The 17,254-nt window shown below is 70.6% G+C and carries 18 protein-coding genes, 3 tRNA genes and 2 pseudogenes; 9 read left to right on the plus strand and 14 right to left on the minus strand.

Annotated elements, in window-relative coordinates:
- Window positions 1-31: 31 nt before the first annotated feature.
- Complete coding sequence (locus SALPAC3_RS0108880) at window positions 32-253, minus strand: MbtH family protein (protein ID WP_018220887.1); 222 nt, start codon at window positions 251-253, stop codon at window positions 32-34.
- On the minus strand, window positions 250-1,245 hold the full coding sequence (gene sbnA, locus SALPAC3_RS0108885) for a 2,3-diaminopropionate biosynthesis protein SbnA (RefSeq protein ID WP_198290363.1): 996 nt from the start codon (window positions 1,243-1,245) through the stop codon (window positions 250-252). Before sbnA ends, SALPAC3_RS0108880 begins: the two co-directional genes overlap by 4 nt.
- Window positions 1,246-1,425: 180 nt before the next feature.
- Between sbnA and SALPAC3_RS25570 the strand changes: the two genes are divergently transcribed.
- Entirely contained in the window at window positions 1,426-2,046 is a 621-nt protein-coding gene (locus SALPAC3_RS25570; protein ID WP_018220889.1) for a DedA family protein, read from the plus strand.
- A 1,117-nt stretch (window positions 2,047-3,163) separates the two neighbouring features.
- On the opposite strand, the gene SALPAC3_RS0108895 is transcribed toward SALPAC3_RS25570, so the two are convergent.
- Window positions 3,164-3,239, minus strand: a tRNA-Lys gene (locus SALPAC3_RS0108895).
- 368 nt (window positions 3,240-3,607) lie between these two features.
- Between SALPAC3_RS0108895 and SALPAC3_RS0108900 the strand changes: the two genes are divergently transcribed.
- Window positions 3,608-4,792 carry a L,D-transpeptidase gene (locus SALPAC3_RS0108900; protein WP_198290364.1) on the plus strand — a complete coding sequence of 395 codons (1,185 nt, stop codon included), beginning with the start codon at window positions 3,608-3,610 and terminating at the stop codon, window positions 4,790-4,792.
- A gap of 15 nt (window positions 4,793-4,807) precedes the next feature.
- Here the strand turns inward: SALPAC3_RS0108900 and SALPAC3_RS0108905 are convergent.
- A pseudogene (locus tag SALPAC3_RS0108905) lies at window positions 4,808-5,074 on the minus strand (hypothetical protein); the annotation flags it as partial.
- A 149-nt stretch (window positions 5,075-5,223) separates the two neighbouring features.
- Between SALPAC3_RS0108905 and SALPAC3_RS0108910 the strand changes: the two are divergent.
- Window positions 5,224-5,683: pseudogene (locus SALPAC3_RS0108910) on the plus strand (hypothetical protein).
- A 77-nt stretch (window positions 5,684-5,760) separates the two neighbouring features.
- Here the strand turns inward: SALPAC3_RS0108910 and SALPAC3_RS0108915 are convergent.
- Together SALPAC3_RS0108915 and orn are read right to left on the minus strand one after the other, a co-directional pair.
- Window positions 5,761-5,836: transfer RNA gene (locus SALPAC3_RS0108915), tRNA-His, on the minus strand.
- An 88-nt stretch (window positions 5,837-5,924) separates the two neighbouring features.
- The gene (gene orn, locus SALPAC3_RS0108920) at window positions 5,925-6,515 is read right to left on the minus strand and encodes an oligoribonuclease (protein WP_026185376.1); all 591 of its coding nucleotides are present in this window, start codon (window positions 6,513-6,515) and stop codon (window positions 5,925-5,927) included.
- A gap of 74 nt (window positions 6,516-6,589) precedes the next feature.
- Between orn and SALPAC3_RS0108925 the strand changes: the two genes are divergently transcribed.
- Entirely contained in the window at window positions 6,590-7,846 is a 1,257-nt protein-coding gene (locus SALPAC3_RS0108925) for a glycosyltransferase 87 family protein (RefSeq protein WP_026185377.1), read from the plus strand.
- 176 nt (window positions 7,847-8,022) lie between these two features.
- On the opposite strand, the gene SALPAC3_RS0108930 is transcribed toward SALPAC3_RS0108925, so the two are convergent.
- The 3 genes from SALPAC3_RS0108930 to SALPAC3_RS0108940 all read right to left on the minus strand — a co-directional run bounded on the left by SALPAC3_RS0108930 (window position 8,023) and on the right by SALPAC3_RS0108940 (window position 11,120).
- Window positions 8,023-8,595, minus strand: a complete 573-nt coding sequence (locus SALPAC3_RS0108930) for a hypothetical protein (RefSeq protein ID WP_018220895.1) — start codon at window positions 8,593-8,595, stop codon at window positions 8,023-8,025.
- A 103-nt stretch (window positions 8,596-8,698) separates the two neighbouring features.
- Window positions 8,699-9,439 carry a YcnI family copper-binding membrane protein gene (locus SALPAC3_RS0108935; RefSeq protein ID WP_018220896.1) on the minus strand — a complete coding sequence of 247 codons (741 nt, stop codon included), beginning with the start codon at window positions 9,437-9,439 and terminating at the stop codon, window positions 8,699-8,701.
- A 16-nt stretch (window positions 9,440-9,455) separates the two neighbouring features.
- Window positions 9,456-11,120, minus strand: coding sequence for a copper resistance CopC/CopD family protein (locus SALPAC3_RS0108940; protein ID WP_018220897.1), 1,665 nt, complete (start codon window positions 11,118-11,120; stop codon window positions 9,456-9,458).
- A 278-nt stretch (window positions 11,121-11,398) separates the two neighbouring features.
- Between SALPAC3_RS0108940 and SALPAC3_RS0108945 the strand changes: the two genes are divergently transcribed.
- Window positions 11,399-11,923 carry a MauE/DoxX family redox-associated membrane protein gene (locus SALPAC3_RS0108945; RefSeq protein WP_018220898.1) on the plus strand — a complete coding sequence of 175 codons (525 nt, stop codon included), beginning with the start codon at window positions 11,399-11,401 and terminating at the stop codon, window positions 11,921-11,923.
- Window positions 11,916-12,632 (plus strand): DsbA family protein, encoded by a 717-nt coding sequence (locus SALPAC3_RS0108950; protein ID WP_018220899.1) that lies wholly within the window; start codon window positions 11,916-11,918, stop codon window positions 12,630-12,632. The genes SALPAC3_RS0108945 and SALPAC3_RS0108950 overlap by 8 nt, the downstream gene beginning before the upstream one ends.
- Window positions 12,633-12,642: 10 nt before the next feature.
- Here the strand turns inward: SALPAC3_RS0108950 and SALPAC3_RS0108955 are convergent, their stop codons facing one another.
- The 4 genes from SALPAC3_RS0108955 to SALPAC3_RS0108970 are packed head-to-tail and all read right to left on the minus strand — an operon-like array spanning window position 12,643 to window position 15,298.
- A complete protein-coding gene (locus SALPAC3_RS0108955; RefSeq protein ID WP_026185378.1) occupies window positions 12,643-13,395 on the minus strand; it encodes an energy-coupling factor ABC transporter ATP-binding protein in 753 nt (250 codons plus the stop codon).
- Window positions 13,396-13,411: 16 nt separating this feature from the next.
- Complete coding sequence (cbiQ, locus tag SALPAC3_RS0108960; protein WP_018220901.1) at window positions 13,412-14,182, minus strand: cobalt ECF transporter T component CbiQ; 771 nt, start codon at window positions 14,180-14,182, stop codon at window positions 13,412-13,414.
- A 10-nt stretch (window positions 14,183-14,192) separates the two neighbouring features.
- The gene (locus SALPAC3_RS0108965) at window positions 14,193-14,585 is read right to left on the minus strand and encodes a PDGLE domain-containing protein (RefSeq protein WP_018220902.1); all 393 of its coding nucleotides are present in this window, start codon (window positions 14,583-14,585) and stop codon (window positions 14,193-14,195) included.
- On the minus strand, window positions 14,582-15,298 hold the full coding sequence (locus tag SALPAC3_RS0108970; RefSeq protein ID WP_018220903.1) for an energy-coupling factor ABC transporter permease: 717 nt from the start codon (window positions 15,296-15,298) through the stop codon (window positions 14,582-14,584). The genes SALPAC3_RS0108965 and SALPAC3_RS0108970 overlap by 4 nt, the downstream gene beginning before the upstream one ends.
- A gap of 228 nt (window positions 15,299-15,526) precedes the next feature.
- Here SALPAC3_RS0108970 and bcp point away from each other — a divergent pair, with 228 nt between their 5' ends.
- Both bcp and SALPAC3_RS0108985 read left to right on the plus strand, forming a co-directional pair.
- Window positions 15,527-16,003: a thioredoxin-dependent thiol peroxidase gene (bcp, locus tag SALPAC3_RS0108980; RefSeq protein WP_018220904.1), complete on the plus strand. Its 477-nt coding sequence runs from the start codon at window positions 15,527-15,529 to the stop codon at window positions 16,001-16,003.
- A gap of 113 nt (window positions 16,004-16,116) precedes the next feature.
- Window positions 16,117-16,203 (plus strand) — tRNA-Leu (locus tag SALPAC3_RS0108985).
- A 1-nt stretch (window position 16,204) separates the two neighbouring features.
- Here the strand turns inward: SALPAC3_RS0108985 and SALPAC3_RS0108990 are convergent.
- Entirely contained in the window at window positions 16,205-16,621 is a 417-nt protein-coding gene (locus SALPAC3_RS0108990; RefSeq protein WP_018220905.1) for an ASCH domain-containing protein, read from the minus strand.
- An 83-nt stretch (window positions 16,622-16,704) separates the two neighbouring features.
- Between SALPAC3_RS0108990 and SALPAC3_RS0108995 the strand changes: the two genes are divergently transcribed.
- Window positions 16,705-17,241 carry a GNAT family N-acetyltransferase gene (locus SALPAC3_RS0108995; protein WP_018220906.1) on the plus strand — a complete coding sequence of 179 codons (537 nt, stop codon included), beginning with the start codon at window positions 16,705-16,707 and terminating at the stop codon, window positions 17,239-17,241.
- Window positions 17,242-17,254 lie beyond the last annotated feature (13 nt).

A 17,254-nucleotide genomic window follows, 5' to 3' on the forward strand; every position in this document is an offset into this window, starting at 1 on the left:
GTTGTCCGGCGGGCAAACAGGGGTTGTCGGGTCAGTCAGTGGCGGCGGTCCGCTCCATGCGCTGGCGCAGGCTGAGCGGCCGCATGTCGGTCCACACCTCGCCGATGTGGGCCAGACACGTCTCGCGCGGCCCCTCAACGTCCTTGGCGGTCCAGCCGGCGGGCAGCTGCTTGTCGGCCGGCCAGATGGAGTACTGCTCCTCGTCGTTGACGACCACGCGGTAGGTGCGCTCGTCGGTCTGTTCCTGGGTCACAACGCCTCCTGATAGGCCGGGAAGGTGATGGGTTCCTTGCTGTTCCACAGGTGGGAGATCTCGCCGAAGTGGCTGGTCACCCACTCGTCGGAGTAGATGGTGTCGAGGTATCCGGTGCCGCTGTCCGGGAAGATCAACGCCACGTTCGCGTCCGCGGGGATGCGCGGCGCGTACTGCTCCAGGGCGGCCACGACCGCGCCGGACGAGCCGCCGGCCAGCACCGACTCGCGCTGGATGAGCCGCCGGCACGAGACCACGCACTCCAGGTCGGAGATGTGTACGACCTCGTCGGCCATCGTGGCGGTGGCCAGTTCCGGACGCACCGCGGCACCGTGGCCGGGGATCAGCCGGGGCATGACCGGGTTACCGAAGATGGCGCTGCCGACCGCGTCGACGGCCACGATCCGGGTGTTCAGTCCACTGCGGCGGATGTAGTCGGAGCAGCCGCGCAGTGTCCCGCACGAGCTCACGGCCGCGAACAGGTAGTCGACGCGGCCGTCGAGGGCCTCGACGATCTCCCGCATCGTGTGCTCGTGGACGCGGGAATTGAGCGGGTTGGCGTACTGATTGGGCCAGTAGGCGTACGGGATGCTGGCCGCGAGTTCGCGGACCCGGGCCAGGCGCACCGGCAGCAGCTCGCCGGTGTGCGGGTCGGGCTGCTCGACGATCTCGACCTCGGCGCCGAGCGCCCGCAGGATGGATCGGTTGCGCTGAGTGGTACGCGCGTCGACCACGCAGATGAAACGCAGCCCGTAGTAGCGGCAGATCTGCGCGAGCCCGATCGCGAGGTTGCCGGAGCTGGACTCGACGACGACCGAACGCGGGCCTAGCTCGCCCGAGCGGATTCGGTCCAGCAGCATGCCAGCGGCCGACCGGTCCTTGATGCTGCCGCCGGGGTTGAAGCTCTCCATCTTGGCGTAGATCCCCGGCCCGGGCCCCGGCAGCAGCCGCTCGAGCTGCACCAGTGGTGTGTCCCCGATAGCGCCGAGAATTCCCTTGACGACTCCGCTGTGCACGGCTCCCCCTTCGTCCGGGATCACCGTCGCCGCAGCCGCAATATTTCGCCTATACGTGAGCTATCCCCGGTTGGACGTCAATCAGGGTCTTCCCTGATCTAAGTACATGCAAACTTTTTATAGCATGTGCAAAACGAGCTTCTCTCAGGAGGCGCCGTGCTCGACCACGTCCTGCCCCTCATCAGCTCACCGTGGATCTTCGCGCTGGTCGCCGCGACCGTCGCCGTGGACGGCGTCGTCCCGGTGCTCCCCGCGGAGACTCTGGTCATCGCCCTGGGTGCGCTCGCCGCGCACGGCCGGCCCGCGGTCGCTGCGCTCATTGCCGCGGCGGCCGTAGGCTCGTTCGCGGGCGACCAGCTCGCCTACCGCCTCGGCCTGCGCGCCACCTCCGTCGTGGCAAAGCGTGGCGGACGGCTGTACGCCGCCGTCTCGGCGCTGCGCCGCTACGGCGACGTGGCCGTGGTGCTGGGCCGCTTCCTACCCGGCGGACGCACCGCGACCGCGCTCGCCGCGGGGTCGGCCGGGTTCTCGCGGCGCCGGTTCGCGATCGGTAGTGCGGTCGGGTCGGTGGGCTGGGCCTTCTACATCGTGGGACTGGGCTATCTCGGGGGCACCGCGTTCCACGACCGGCCGTTGCTCGCCATGCTCCCCGGCGTGCTCGCGGGTCTCACCATCGCCGCCACAACCCGCATCCTCGTCCGGCGGGGCGCCGGTCGGGAACCCTCCGCCGCGCGGGAGTCCTCCGCCGTTGGCGAGCTTTCGGCCGTGGGGAGATGAGGCCCTCGACAGGTTGAGCCGTCGTCGAGTGACACCAACGCCGGCCAGGTGCGCGGCGCGCGAGGACGGCAGGATCAGTCGTGTCCCTCCCACGTGGACGGCATCTAGAGTAGTGCCGTGCGGTGCTGACCCTCGGCGTCCACCTCGCAGCGGCGCCGCGCAGCAGGGCCAGCCACGGCTGGCCGCACCGGCGGCACAACCACAGCGGCCGCATCGGCAAGTGCGGTAGGGACGGCTCGTCACGGGCCACCACCGACCGTCCCGGCAGAGCCAGCGGCTGCAACGGCAGATGTTTTGAAGGCACGGGCGCGTCGGCCTCCGCAGGGCGGTCTCCATCGCTACTCATCGGGGATCGCGCTTCCGCGTCTGCCGCCCGAACACGATCCGCCACACATACGAGCGCCACGGACTTCCTTTCGCCGGGATTACATCCGTTCCGCCCTACCGTGGAAGGCGTGGATCGGATCGCCATCATCGGCTGCAGCGGCAGATCCACCATCGCCCGGCAGCTCGCCCAGACCCTCGACGCGCCGCTCGCCCACCTCGACGCGCTCTATTACGACGAGTTCTGGACGCCACTCCCCAAGGCCGAGTTCGCCGCTCAGCAGGAGAAACTCGTCGCCGGCGATCGGTGGATCATCGAAGGCAACTACGCCGGTACCCTGCCCATCCGACTCGCCGCCGCCGACACCGTGATCTTCCTCGACCTACCCGCCGCCACCTGCCTATGGGGCATCGCCCGACGTCGCTGGCGCTACCACGGCGGCCAGCACCAGGCCGACGGCGTCTACGACCGGATCACCTTGGAACTTCATCCGCTACATCCTCGGCTACCGACGCACGATGCGACCCCGGGTACACAGCCTGCTCCACGATCACGGGCCACACGTCCGGCTGATCACGCTCACCAGCCGACGCCACGCCGACCGATTCATCGACCGCATCCGACGGAACTCGGCCGGGGACCTGACCCAGGCGTCCACGACGACCGCCCCGCGTCCGAGGCGACGCCGACCGCGTCCAACCGCTCCCGAGCACCCACCGAGCGACCACCCAGCACCGGCGTACACGAAAGGCCCCGACCGGCACAGAAGTACCAGGTCAGGGCCTTGCTCGGTGGTGCGCCGCCAGGGACTCGAACCCCGAACCCGCGGATTAAGAGTCCGCTGCTCTGCCAGTTGAGCTAGCGGCGCTCGTTGGCAACGGGGAGAACCCTAGCACGCCAGTTCAGCCGGCTTCTAATCCGATCCCCGCTCCCCTCTTTCGGTCGAGTTTTCAGGACAGATAGCACCAAAACCACCAGGGCGGCCTTGGGCGGGTGGGTGCGAAGGGGCGTGGTTGCGGCACGATGTGTGCCCGTTGCGCGCCGAAGGCGTGGGAGACAGTTCCGCAGACGGTCGACGACCGGCCCCGTATCGGCTCCGCCGGACCGATTGCGCCGGCGTTGACACCCCGGTCAACCACTTCGACGACCAGAAGTAAGGAAGAGCACATGCGAGCCGTTCCGCACCCGCCGCTCCGGCACGAGAGGCGCCGTCCCGGTCTGCGTCGGCCCGCATTCGTGGCCGGGCTACTCACCGGTGTCCTGACGCTCACCGCCGCCTGCGCCTCCGGGGACCAAGCGGCCGAGGGCACCGACGACCCGACACCGACCCCGCTGGCCTCCGTCGTGATCGTCGAGCCGGCCGCGGAGGCCCAGGATGTACCCGCGTCAACGAGCATCACCTTCACGGCGGAGGAGTCCCGGGAGACCACCGTCGCGCTGGTGGATTCGACCGGCGGGGCGGTCGAGGGCGGGCTGACCGCCGACGGCACGAGTTGGCTGCCCACCGGTGCGCTTGAGTACGGCGAGACGTACACGGCGACTGTCACCGCCACCGGAGACGATGACCTTCCGGTAACCGCGACCAGCACCTTCACCACGATGGCCACGCCGGATCAGCAGGTTCGGATCAGCAGCTTCCTCGGTGATGGGCAGGTGGTCGGGGTCGGGATGCCGCTCATCGTGAAGTTCGGACGGGACATCCCGGAGGAGTACCGGGACGACGTGCAGCGGCGGATGACGGTGACGGCGACTCCCGCGCAGGAGGGGGTGTGGCACTGGGTCAGCCCGACCGAGGTGCGGTACCGCCCACGCGAGTTCTGGCAGGCGGACAGCACCGTCTCGTACCGGGTGCAGGCTGGTGGCCTGCCGCTCGGCGACGGCTGGTACGGCCGGGCCGATCTCACCGTCGATGTCAAGATCGGCGCAGCGCTGATCATGACGGTGGAGAACGAGACGAAGCAGATGGTGGTCACGAAGGACGGCGAGGAGGTGCGCACCATCCCGGTGAGCCTCGGCAAGAAGTCCACGCCCTCTTCGAGCGGCACCATGGTGGTGATCGAGAAGCTCCGCGAGACGGTTTTCGACACCTACGATGAGCTTGGGCCGGACGAGGGCTACCGGACGGACATCGAGTACGCGCAGCGGCTCACCTGGGGCGGGGAGTTCATCCACGCCGCGCCCTGGTCGGAGGGGCAGCAGGGCTCGGTGAATGTCTCCCACGGCTGCGTCAACGTGTCGATGGCTGATGGTGCCTGGCTCTTCGAGAACACCCGGATCGGGGACCCGGTCCAGGTCAAGGGCACCGAACGAAAGCTGCAGAACGGCAACGGCTGGACCGATTGGAACCTGAGCTGGGAGGAGTACGTCAAGGGCAGCGCGCTGCCGGCGGGTTCGGAGACATCTCCCTCCGCTGACAGCTGAACCGGTCAGCCGGAGTCAGCCCGAGCAGCCGGGAACGTTGACGCAGTTGTTGGGTCGGTTCTTGACCACGATGGTGCCGGTGGCGGTGTTCCACTCGACCGTACCGTCGTTGAAGATGCCCCCGCCGTCGGTGACGGCGATGTTCTTGACGACCTTGGTCGCGTCGAGAGCGAGCGTGCCGATGCCGGTATTGAAGATCCCGCCACCCAGCAGAGCGTGGTTGTCGGTGATCTTCGTGCGCCGCGCTACCATCTGGCCCGCGTTGAAGACTCCGCCAGCGCTGCCTTCCCAGGTAGCGGACTGGGCGGCGGGCCGCCCGGCCGTTACCCGGCGAGCCGCCGATATCGACGATACGCCCAGCCCACCGGCCACACCGTCACCTGCCAGCGCGCTACGGCTCGGCGAGCTGCCATCGGGCTAGGCTGTCGCACGTGGACGGGTTGACGTACACGATCACCGACTCGGCTGCCGCCCGCCAGCTCACCGAGGACGTGCGGAACCTGTACGCCGCCGTCTATGCCGAGGCCCCCCTACCACGAGGGGCCGGTGCATGTGCGGCAGTTCCGCCGCTGGTGGTCGGATCACCTCCGGCGACCTGGCTTTGCCTTCGCCTACGCTACCGACGGTGGCTGGCTGCTAGGCGTTAGCTACGGCTACACCATGCCCGGCGGCGATTGGATCGAGCCGAACGCGGACGAGCCACCCGCGCTCCTGCGGGCGGCGGAGAAGCTGCTCGTGCCGGCACGCCGGCTGTACGAACGGATGGGCTGGCGACAGTACGGGCAGATCAGACCCAGATCGGTCCCAAACATGGACGTGCTGGTGCTGCGGATAGCTGGCGCACCGCCGCGACCCCCGACGACGCCGCCGGCACCAACGGACCCGTCCTAGGGCCCGACGCCGCCCCCACAACGACTCAGGCCCCCTCCGCGGAGGGGGCCTGAGCTGCGGTGGAGTAGATCCACCTCTGGGGTGACTGATGGGAATTGAACCCACGACAACCGGGACCACAACCCGGTGCTCTGCCAACTGAGCTACAGCCACCATCCGCCGCACCAGGGAACGCCCTGGCGGCGCGACCAATGATAGCCGCAACCGGCACCGCCGCGTCCAGTGGGTTCGGCCCTACGGGCTACAGCTTCGCGGCGATCGCCTTGGCGCTCTCCACGTCCGGCCCCGGCAGCGGCACGAAGAGCGTCCGTCGGTAGTACTCGAGCTCCCGGATGCTCTCGCGCACATCGGCCAGTGCCCGGTGCGCCAGGCCCTTCTTCGGCTGGCTGAAGTACACCCGGGGATACCAGCGTCGGCAGAGCTCCTTGATCGAGGAGACGTCGATCATCCGGTAGTGCAGGTGGTTGTCCAGCCGGGGCATGTCCCGGGCGATGAAACCCCGGTCGGTGGCGATCGAGTTGCCACAGAGCGGGGCGCTACGCGGGTCCTTCACGTGACTGGTGATGTAGTCGAGGACCAGGTCCTCCGCCTCGGCGAGCCCGATCGTGGAGCGGCGGACCTCCTCGGTGAGCCCGGACTTGGCGTGCATGGTCGCCACGATCTCGGGCATTTTGTCCAGCGCCGCCTCGTCGGTGTGGATCACCACGTCGACGCCCTCACCGAGCACGTTGAGATCTGGGTCGGTGACGAGCGCGGCGACTTCGATCAGCTTGTCGCCGCCGAGGTCCAGGCCGGTCATTTCACAGTCGATCCAGACGAGTAGATCTGCCACCGGCCCAGCCTACGCGCAGCCCAGCGGCCCGCGCGCCGCGCGTCTGTCGGTGCTGCGACGGTTAGGGTTCTCTCGTGCCAGCCGAACCCGTCTCCCCTCCCGTCGTGGTTCAAGACGACACCAGCGGGCGGACGGCGCGTCGGATCGTCGCGGTGTTGGCCATCGCCGCTGTGCTGCCCGCGCTCTACCAGAAGGGATGGCACGACTTCTTCGACCTGAAGATCTACATGGCGACGATGGACTGGTGGGTCACGGGCAATCCACTCTACGACTATGCCCAGCCGGACCAGTTGCAGGGCGAGCTGCGCTTCACCTACCCCCCGTTCGGCGCGCTGCTGCTGTCGCCGTTCGCGCTGCTCCAACTGGGCGTCACTGCGATGATCTTCACGGTGTTGACCGTGCTGGCGGTGGTGGTGACCACCCGGTGGCTGGTTGACCCGGTGATCGCCCGACACCACCTGCCCCGGATCTTCACCCTCACCGTGGCGGCGCTGCTCGTACTCGCCATGGAGAGCACCCGCGAGACCATCTCCTTCGGGCAGATCAACATGCTGCTGGTGGTGCTGATTCTGGCGGATCTGCTGTTCGCCGTACCGCAGGACCGGCGCTGGGCCGGCGTGGGGGTGGGGCTGGCGACGGCGCTCAAGTTGTACCCGGGCATCTTCATCGTCTATCTGCTGGCCGGCCGGCAGTGGCGGGCGGCGGCGGTGGCGAGCGCGACGGCGGCGGGCGCAACGCTGCTCGCCGGGGCGCTCCTGCCGCTCGAATCGTGGCGCTACTGGACACACGAGCTGTGGGCGACCGACCGGGTCGGCCGCACCGACTACACCGGCAACCAGTCACTGCTCGGTCTGATCCATCGCCTCACGGTGCCGCAGGAACCCGACCAGCTTCTGTGGCTCGCCCTGGTCGCGGTGGTCGCCGGGTACGGGCTGTGGCGGGCGGCCCGGGCGGCCCGGGCCGGCGACGCGTTGGCCGGCCTCACCCTCACCGGCCTGGTTGGTGCGCTGATCAGCCCGATCACCTGGCCCCATCACATCTACTGGTTCGTGCCGGCCGCCGTGGTGCTGGTGGACGCGGCACTCGCCGCGAGGACGGGCGGCCGGCGCTGCTGGCTGTGGCTGCTCGCCGCCGGCGTCGCCGTCATCACCGTGTACGGCGTGGTGACGTTTCAGGATTGGGGCACCGCCCCGGTGCCCACCGACACGGTCGCGGATTTCGTGGAACGCAACGTCTACGTGCTGCTGGGGCTGGCGCTGCTGGCGGCCCTACCGATCCGTAGCAAAGCGATTCAACCGGACACTCTTCACGAGATGCCCACAGGGCGCTAACCTGACTTCAGGGAAAGTAAGTGACGTTTCAGTAGCACCGATCCCCCGGTGCGGGACGGCCCTCCGTGTCGGCAGCACGGAGGGCCGTCCTCGTGTGCCTCCGCTACCGACACCCCGCCCGGTCTGATCGGCATCGCGCCAAGGGAGGTTGGACTCGGTTCGGGACCCTCGAATCGCTACCGCGGCGAGTCGAACGGAGCGGACGGCCGCAGCCGCCGCACGGAATCAGCCGGCACGTCGGCCTCCGTCGGCTCGTTGAGCCGCCAGGCCGGGCCGGCCTCCGCGGCTCGCCGATGCCCCACCGGGCCGATGGTGCGCTCCCCGGACGGGCGGGGCATCGAGTGGGTTCGCTCACCGGCGGCGCCGACCGACACGAGTTGCCGGGCCGGCCGGACGAGCTGGCTTCCGGCTCGCGCGACGACGGGGTGATCTCCCGCTCGGGCAGCGGGTGCACCGAGCCCGCTGAGCGAGGTCACCCCCAGCTGGCCGGCCAGCAGCGGCACCTGGTCCGGCTCGACCACGAAGACCACCTCCCGGGGGCGAACCGGTCGCAGCAGCAGCGCCAGGGCCCCCGACACCAGCAGCATCCCACCAGCCAGAAGACCGGCGGTCACCGGCGCGACCCAGCTCTCCCGCAGCTCAGCACGGAGGTCCAGGGTCAGATCAGCGCCGAGTGCGGCCCCACCGAGCAGCACCGGGATCCCGGTGACCAACAACAACACCCCGGTGATCACCCGCACGAAACGCACCGACCCAACCCCTCTCCGTAGCCGAACACCCGGCTGACCTTACCGATCCCAAGCGACGGATCAGGGGATATCCACAGCCCTCGGCGCGGAAAGACGCTGCGGGTCAGGCCTTCGGCGCCGGCTCGCGCCGGGACCGGGTGAAGGCCAACCCACCCAGCACCAGACCGCCCAAGCCGGCGACCAGGCCGGCGACGCCGAGACCGACGGCCAGCCCGTCCCCCGCCGCCGCGTCCCCCGCCGCCGTGTCATCCGCCGCGGGCGGCGTCCCGTCCTGGGCGGCCGCCGCATCGGCGTCCTCGGCGGGCGCCAGCGCCAGCACCGGCGCCGGCGCCTCCGGCTCCACGCCGTCGGCGGTCGGCTCGTCGATCCACCGCACGACCGCACCATCCGAGTACGTCTGCAGCGCCTTGAAAACCATCGTGTCAACCGTGGGCAGCGGCCCCACCGAGACCGGGAACTCCTGGAACGTGCCCGGCCCGATCCCGGCCTCGGGCTGCGCCGTCCAGGTGATCTTCGCTACCGCCTCGGTGAGCTGGCTGCCGTGTACCTCCACCGGCTGGTCGAGCGTGCGCTTCTCCACCTCCGCCGTCCAGCCCGGGACCAGCATCGTCGAGACCGACCCGAGCGGGGCATTCTCCGGCAGGAAGATCTCCACCTTGGTGGTGGACTCGGTGTCGCTCTCGTTCGGCACCCGGAAGGCGAACCGGCCGTACCCGCCCTGGGCCGCCTCCTTCGGGTCGACCGTGATGTGTGCCGAGGCCGCCCCGGCGGAGCCGAAAACGGCAGCGATGACCGCGCCGAGCGCGAGCAGGGCGGTGGCTGAGGTGCGCCGGAGACGGATCATGAAGTGGAACCCTTTCCTATTTGACGGCCACGGTGGTCGCCACCGTGGCCTGGTCGATCTCAGACGTGCGGACGGTCACCCGCAGCTGCCAATCCCCGGACGCCGGCAGGTTGATCTCACCGGTCGCGTGGTTGTCGGTCAGTGGCAGCAACGGCACCTCGATCGGTTCGATTCCCGCCGCCGGCAACGCGACGGTGGCCCGCCACTCCGCCACCGGCTGGGGTCGGTTGTCCGGGGTATAGGCGTAGAAGTGGACCGAGTTGTTGCCGCGCCGGGCCGGGTCCACCTCGACCTGTAATGAGTACAACGAACTGGTCAGGGTCGTCGAGAAGTAGCCGCTGTTGGACTGGGCGGTGTCCGCGACCGCGGTCCGCGCCGGGGTGGTCTGGACCAGCGCCGCCGCCAGGCCGAGTAGCACGGCGGTGATCGCCAGCTCGACCGTTATCGCCCGCCGCACCGGCGCGGGCCGCGCCGCCGCCGCGCGCCGACGCACCAGGGTCCGGGAGTACGCGGCCACCGCGACCACCAGAGCGAAGAGCCCGATCTTGCCAAGCAGCAGCCGACCGTACGGGGTGTCGACGAGAGCCGCGAAGGAGGCGACCTCGATCAGCGCCTGTACGACCCCGGCGACGAGCAGCGCGGAGACGGAGAGCGCCGCCCAGCGGGACCAGATCGGCAGGATCGCGGCCAACTCCCCCGCGTCGGCCCGGCGCAGCAGGAAGCCGACAAGCATCACCAGCCCGCCGAGCCAGACCGCCATCCCGCCCAGGTGCACCGCGTCGAGCACGACCGAGACCACCGGGGCCGGAGAGACCGCCGGATGACCGGACAGGGGCCAGGTCAGCAGGGCCGCACCGCCGAGGACACCCAGGATCACCAGATCGGTCCGGCCGACCGGGGCGGCCAGCACCGGCCGGAGCACGAACGCCGCCGCCGCGAGCAGGCCCAGCCGGACCAGATGCGCCGCGCCGAAGGCGCTACCCAGCACCGTGCTCAGGCCCGCACCGGTGACGTCGAAGACGCCGCCGCCGTTGGTGTAGGGGATCTGGAGCCAGCCGGTCGCCAGGGTGGCGAACGCCAGCAGGCCCAGGCCGGTCCACGCCAGCCGGGCCGGGCCGCGACGGGGCAGCCGGCGGGGCCAGAGCAGGGCGAGGACCAGCACCGGGCCGACCAGGAGCAGCAGGCCGACATAGCCGAGATACTTGCCGACCTTGATGCCCGCGCTCACCACCGGGTCGGCACGGCTGTCACTGCCGGTGTCGACCGGGGGTGTCGACGGGGCACCGACGGAGTAGGTGAACGCACCGGAGACCGGGTGGCTGTCGGCCGAGATCACCCGAAAGCTGACCAGGTAGGTGCCGCGACCGGAGTTCGGGTCGACCGGGATCACGACGACCGCGCCGTCGAAGTTGGGCTCGCCCCGATCAGCCCGCGACCCGTCCGGGGCGATCACCCGGGTTTTGCCGGGCACCTTACGGACCGACTCGCTGAAGGTGAGGACCACCTCGGTGGGTGCGTCCGGCACCACCGCCGACGAGGCCGGGCTGCTACTCACCAACACCGCGTGGGCGCTGACCGGGCCGGCCGGGGCGAGCAGCAGGGCGACGAGGGTGATCAGGAGGCCACCAGCGGCGGTGAGCCGGGCGCTCCAGCGGCGGAGGACGACAGTCATGCCGGTCATGCTCACCCAGAACGCTCCCTGATGCCCAACCGGACCCGGGCCGGCGGGGCCCCAGGACCGGGCCGCGCCTCCCCAGCCCGTGAATGGGTGGTCGGATCTCGCCGGCGAAAAGTTCCCGACGTGGCGGAGCCCATCTAGGGGCAAAGGTCCCTACCGCCACATCTAGCGCCGCGTAGCCTGGATTGTCATGATCCCGGCCCCGCGCGACACCGCATCCGCTGTCGGTCTGACGTGGATCGGCTGAGGGCGGGAACTTGCCGGCGGCGAGGAGCGACCACATGAACGTGACCACATCGAGCAGCCCTGTCGCCCGCTGGCCGACCCTCCGCCCCTGGATCGGCCTCGCCGCCCGGCTCGGCCTGGCCGCGGTCTGGCTCCTGGCCGGCGCCGCCAAGGTCGGGGACCTCGCCGCCTCCGGCCGAGCGGTGAACGCGTACCAGATCTTCCCGTACGACCTGGCGGCCGTGATCGGCGCCGCGCTGCCCTTCCTCGAGCTGGCCCTCGGCGTACTCGTCCTGCTCGGGTTGGCGACCCGGCTGACCGCCGGGGTCTCCGTGGCGCTGCTGCTGGTCTTCATCGCCGGCATCGTCTCGGCCTGGACCCGCGGGTTGAACATCGACTGCGGCTGTTTCGGCGTCGGCGGCGAGCTGGCCCCGGGGCAGGCCCCGAGCTACCTCCCGGAGATCCTCCGGGACCTGGGATTCCTGGCGTTGGCCGGGTTCCTGTTGATCTGGCCCCGCACCCCGTTCTCGGTGGACGGCTGGTTGCTGGGCGACCGCGCAGTGGAGGACAAGGATGAGTAGTCGGAAGGGCCGCAAGGAGGCCGCCCGGGTGGTCCGGGAGCAGCTGGCCCAGGAGCGGCGGCGCAAGCGGACGCTGTGGGTGTCGGTGACCGCCGTCTTCGTGCTGGTGATCGCCGGCTTCGTCGGCTGGGCCGTCTACTCCGAGCAGCGCGCCGGCGAGTTCACCCCGCCGCCGGGCGCCAACGAGGCCGGCACCGGCATCGTGTACGGCTCCGGGCCGGTCACCATCGACCTGTACGAGGACTACCTCTGCCCGGCCTGCAAGCAGTTCCAGGAGGTCAGCGGCGAGACCGTGGACCAGCTCGCGGACGAGGGTAAGGCGCAGGTGGTCTTCCACCCGGTGGCGATCCTGGACAATCGCTCCACCACCCAGTACTCGACCCGCTCCTCCGCCGCCGCGGGCTGCGCCTCGGCCGGCGGGAAGTTCCGCGAGTTCAGCGAGGCGCTCTTCGTCCAGCAGCCGGGCGAGGACGGCGCCCAGTTCAACAACGACGAGCTGATCGACATCGGAGTCGGCGTCGGGCTGGACCGGGACAGCTTCGGCTCCTGCGTCAAGGACGGCACCTATCTGTCCTGGACCAAGCACGTGACCGAGGAGTCCAGCCGGGCGAACGTCTCCGGCACGCCGACGGTCCTGGTCAACGGGGAGCCGGTCGCCGACTGGACGTCGCCGGAGAACATCCGGGCCGCGGTGGAGGCCGCCAGCTGATCCACCGGGATCAGCGGGGCGTCGGACGGGGCGTGAATCCGTAGGGCAGTTCGAGGCGGTGCCGGGCGAGCAGCGCCTCGTCTGCCAGGATCTCCCCGGTGGGGCCGTCGGCGACGAGCCGGCCGGCGTCCAGGATGACCGAGCGTTCGCAGAGCTCCAACGCGTACGGCAGGTCGTGGGTGACCATCAGCAGGGTCACCGGCAGGGCCCGCAGGATCTCGGCCAGTTCGCGCCGGGCGGCCGGGTCGAGGTTGGACGACGGCTCGTCCAGCACCAGGATCTCCGGGTGCATGGCGAGCACCGTCGCCACCGCGACCCGGCGACGCTGCCCGAACGACAGGTGGTGCGGGGCCCGGTCCCGGTGCTCGCTCATCCCGACCGCGGCGAGCGCCTCGTCCACCCGGGTCGTCAGCTCGGCGCCGCGCAGCCCCAGGTTGGCCGGGCCGAACGCCACATCCTCGGCGACGGTGGGCAGGAAGAGCTGGTCGTCCGGGTCCTGAAAGACGATGCCCACCCGCCGGCGTATCTCGGCCAGGGTCGACCGGTCCGGGCGGACGGTGAGCCCACCGACGGTCACACTCCCCGCGGTGGGGGTGAGGATGCCGTTGAGGTGCAGCACCAGGGTGGTCTTCCCGGCGCCGTTCGGCCCGAGCAGCGCCACCCGGTCGCCCCGGGGCACGGTCAACTCCACGCCGCGCAACGCCTCGTGCCCGTCCGGGTAGGCGTAGCGCACGTCGCGCACGTCGAGGCTAGGGGGCGTCATCGGCTGCACGCTCCGATCATGTCAGGACCAGGGCGGTGGCGGCGACGCCGGCCGCCACGGCGGGGACGGTCGAGGCGACCAGCCACTGCCCGGGGGTCGCCGCCTCCGCGCCCTGCCACACCTGGGGCATCCGCCCGGTGTAGCCGCGGGACAGCATCGCCAGGTACACCCGCTCCCCCCGCTCGTAGGCGCGCAGGAACAGCGCCCCGACCCCGGTCGCGAAGCCCCGCAGCTGCCACCCGAAGCGGGGATCGTCTCCCCGGGACAGCCGGGCCACCCGCATTCGCCGGGCCTCGCCGACCAGCACTTCCAGGTAGCGCAGCATGAAGGTGGCGATCTGGATGAGCAGCTGGGGGCAGCGCAGCCGGTCCAGGCCGATGATCAGGTCCCGGGTGGTGGTGGTCGCGGCCAGCAGCAGTGACGCCAGGACGCCCAGGGTGCCCTTGGCGAGGATGTTCCACGCCCCGTACAGCCCGTCCACGGAGACCGACAGGCCGAGGAGTTCGGTCCGCTCGCCCACGCCGAGGAACGGCAGGGCGAACGCGAACAGCACGAACGGCAGCTCGATCAGTGACCGGCGCAGCAGCCAGCCGGGCCGGACCCGGGCCACCGCCGCGACCGCCACCACCAGCACGGCGTAGCCGCCGAAGGCCCAGAGCGCCTCCCGGGGGGTGGCGACCACGGCGAGGGTGAAGGCCACCATCGCCGCGATCTTCACCTCGGGGGGCAGCCGGTGCACCGGCGAGTCGGAGCAGTGGTAGAGCAGCTGGCTGTGCCCGGCGCCCACGGCCCGCTCCTCAGCCCACTCCGGCGGTGGAGGTCGGCTGCGCCGCGTCCCCATCCCCGGTGGGTTGCTGCCCGGTCCGGCGCCGGACCAGCCAGAACCCGCCTCCGGCCAGGGCGAAGGTCAGCAGTACGCCGACGACGCCGGAGAGCCCGGTGGCGAGGGCGTCGTCGGTGATGCCGGTGACGCCGTAGTCGGCCAGCGGACCGCCGATCTCGTGCTCCTCTTCCCGCTGCGCGGGACAGTCACCGCCGGTAACAGTGCCCTCCGCGTCAACGGTGCAGCCCTCCCGCAGCGCGGACTCCAGCCCGTCCGGGTCCGCCGACGCGAAGCTGCTCACCACCCCGGCCAGCAGCAGGGAGACCAGCAGCCCGCTGGCGATGAAGCCCCAGGTCCGTTTCCTCACCGGGCACCTCCAACAGCCGGGACGGGGGACGACGCGATCGGCCCGCGGGCGCGCAGCGCGTACACGAGATCGGGTCGGGTCTTCGCGACGGTCAGCACCGTCATCGCGGTGATCAGGCCCTCGCCGACGCCGATCAGCAGGTGCGTGCCGGCGATCGTGCCGGCCAGGCCGGCGATGTTGTCGCCGAGATCGACGGCGCCACCGAGCTTGTACTGCACAACGAAGCCCAGCGCCGCCACCACGACGCTGACCAGCGCCGAGACGAACGCCGTCACGGCGAGCCCGGCCGGCGTACGCGGCAGCACCCGCAGCAGCGCGACGATCAGCAGGTACGCGGCGGCGGTGCCGATGATCGCCAGGTTGGTGATGTTGAGACCGAGCATCGCCACGCCGCCGTCGCCGAAGACCAGCGCCTGCACGGTCAGCACGACGGCCACGCAGAGCGCGCCGACCCACGGCCCCACCAGCAGCGCGGCGAGCGCACCACCGAGCAGGTGGCCGCTGACCCCGGCGGTGAAGATCGGAAAGTTGATCATCTGCACGGCGAAGATGAAGGCGGCGACCAGGCCGGCCATCGGCGCCAGCCGATCGTCCAGGTGTTGCCGGCCGCGCTGGACGCAGAGCGCCATCGCCGCCAGTGCGATCACCGCGAAGATCGCGGCGACGGGACCATTGATGATCCCGTTGGAGATATGCATCGCCAGGTGCTCCACGCGACCTCCCCACGTGTCCGGCGGGTCTGTCCACGCCACCGCAACAGGCTATTAGGAGAACTGCGCTGTTGCCAATCCTTGGCAACAACAGATGACATCGGTCACGTGGTCGCGCGGCGTGGGCAACCGAGGTGCGCCGACCGAGCGCCACGCCACCGAACGCCACCCTCACCGAACGCCACGCCACCGAAGCGGACCGGGAGCTGGCACGGCGGTAGGGTCGCAGCCATGACCGCGCCTGCCCGCCTCTCCCCCGGCGACACCGCCCCCGACTTCACCCTCCCCACCGACAGCGGCGACCAGCTCGCGCTGGCCGACCTCCGCGGTCGCAAGGTGCTGCTCTACGCCTACCCGGCCGCGATGACCCCCGGCTGCACCAAGCAGGCCTGCGACTTCCGCGACTCCCTCGCCGGGCTCCAGGCCGCCGGCTACGAGGTCGTCGGCATCTCCCCGGACAAGCCGGAGAAGCTCGCCAAATTCCGCGAGCGGGACGCCATCACGTTCCCGCTCGTCTCCGACACCGACCGGGCGGTGCTCGCCGCGTACGGGGCGTACGGCGAGAAGCAGTCGTACGGTAGGACGGTCACCGGGGTCATCCGCTCGACGTTCGTCATCGACGCCGACGGACGCATCGAGCGGGCGTTCTACAACGTCCGGGCGACCGGCCACGTCGCCAAGCTCCGTCGCGATCTCGGCCTGGACTGACGACACCCGCCGGGCCGCGCCCCCACGCCCCGGCGGGTGATCCGCCGGCGCGCCGAGCTGACCACCGGGCGGGGCGCGGGCCCGCCACCGGAGGCTCTAGACTCTTCCCGCAAGCGGGAGTGGCGTAATTGGCAGCCGCGCAGGTCTTAGGAGCCTGTGTCCGAGAGGACGTGGGGGTTCGAGTCCCCCCTCCCGCACCACTCAGCGGGTCTCCACCAGTCGAAACCGCTCCAGCACGGCCAGCGTGTCGTCGTCCACGGTGAAGTCCGGATCGCCGATCCACCCTCGGTAGTCGGCCCCGTGCCAGTACCTCTCGTGGCCAGCTCGCCAGGCGGCGACCGAGTCGTCCCCCTCGCCCTCGTCCCGGACGTGGTCCAGGTCCACGTCGCCGAGCCGGGTGACCCGCACCTCGGTCAGCTCGATCACGGCCACCCGGCGACCAGCAGAGTCGATCACCGCCGCCCGGGCACCCACGACCGGTAGCTCTTCCCCCTCGATCTCGTAGTCCTGGCGCAGGCCGGTCGTGGTGGTCTTGGTCCCCGCGAGCACCAGGGCGACCAGCTGGTCCCGCAACGGACCGGGGAAGGCGAACTCGAACGGTGGCAGGTCTGCGATCATGCGGGGACCCTACCGAGGCGCGACGTGTAAGGCTCCTCACTTTCTCGGGCGATGGCCCTACCCGAGCGGTCAGGATGAGCGGCATGGCCCTCCGGTTCGTGCTCGACCCCGACCTGACGCCCGCGCTCCGCGCGGAGATCGTCGCGCTCTGGGTTGATGTCACCAACGCCGGTGGCGCGGTGGGCTTCGTCGCGCCGGTCACCGCCGCCGAGGTGCGGACCATCGCCGACCCGACCCTCGCGGCGATCGCCGACGGCCCGGACCGGCTGCTCCTCGGCTACGCCGGCGACCGGCTCGCCGCGATGGCGATCTTCACCGACAACCGGTTTCACCTGAAGACCCACTATCGGGTCCTGACCCGGGTCATGGTCCACCCAGGCTGTCAGGGCGAGGGCCACGGCCTGGAGCTGATGCGCGCGGCGGAGCGGATCGGCCGCCGGTGGGGACTCGCCGCGCTCCAGGTCACCGCCCGGGACGGGTTGGGGCTGGACCGCTTCTACCGGCATCTCGGCTACCGCGAGGTGGGGCGGTTGCCGGGGGCGCTGCGAGTGGCGGCGGGAGATGATCGGGACGAGTTCCTCATGTGGCTCGACCTGAGCGCCGACCGGCCCGGGGGATGAGCGAAGGCCCCGG

The organism is Salinispora pacifica DSM 45544 (genome assembly GCF_000378845.1).
Taxonomy (GTDB): domain Bacteria; phylum Actinomycetota; class Actinomycetes; order Mycobacteriales; family Micromonosporaceae; genus Micromonospora; species Micromonospora pacifica.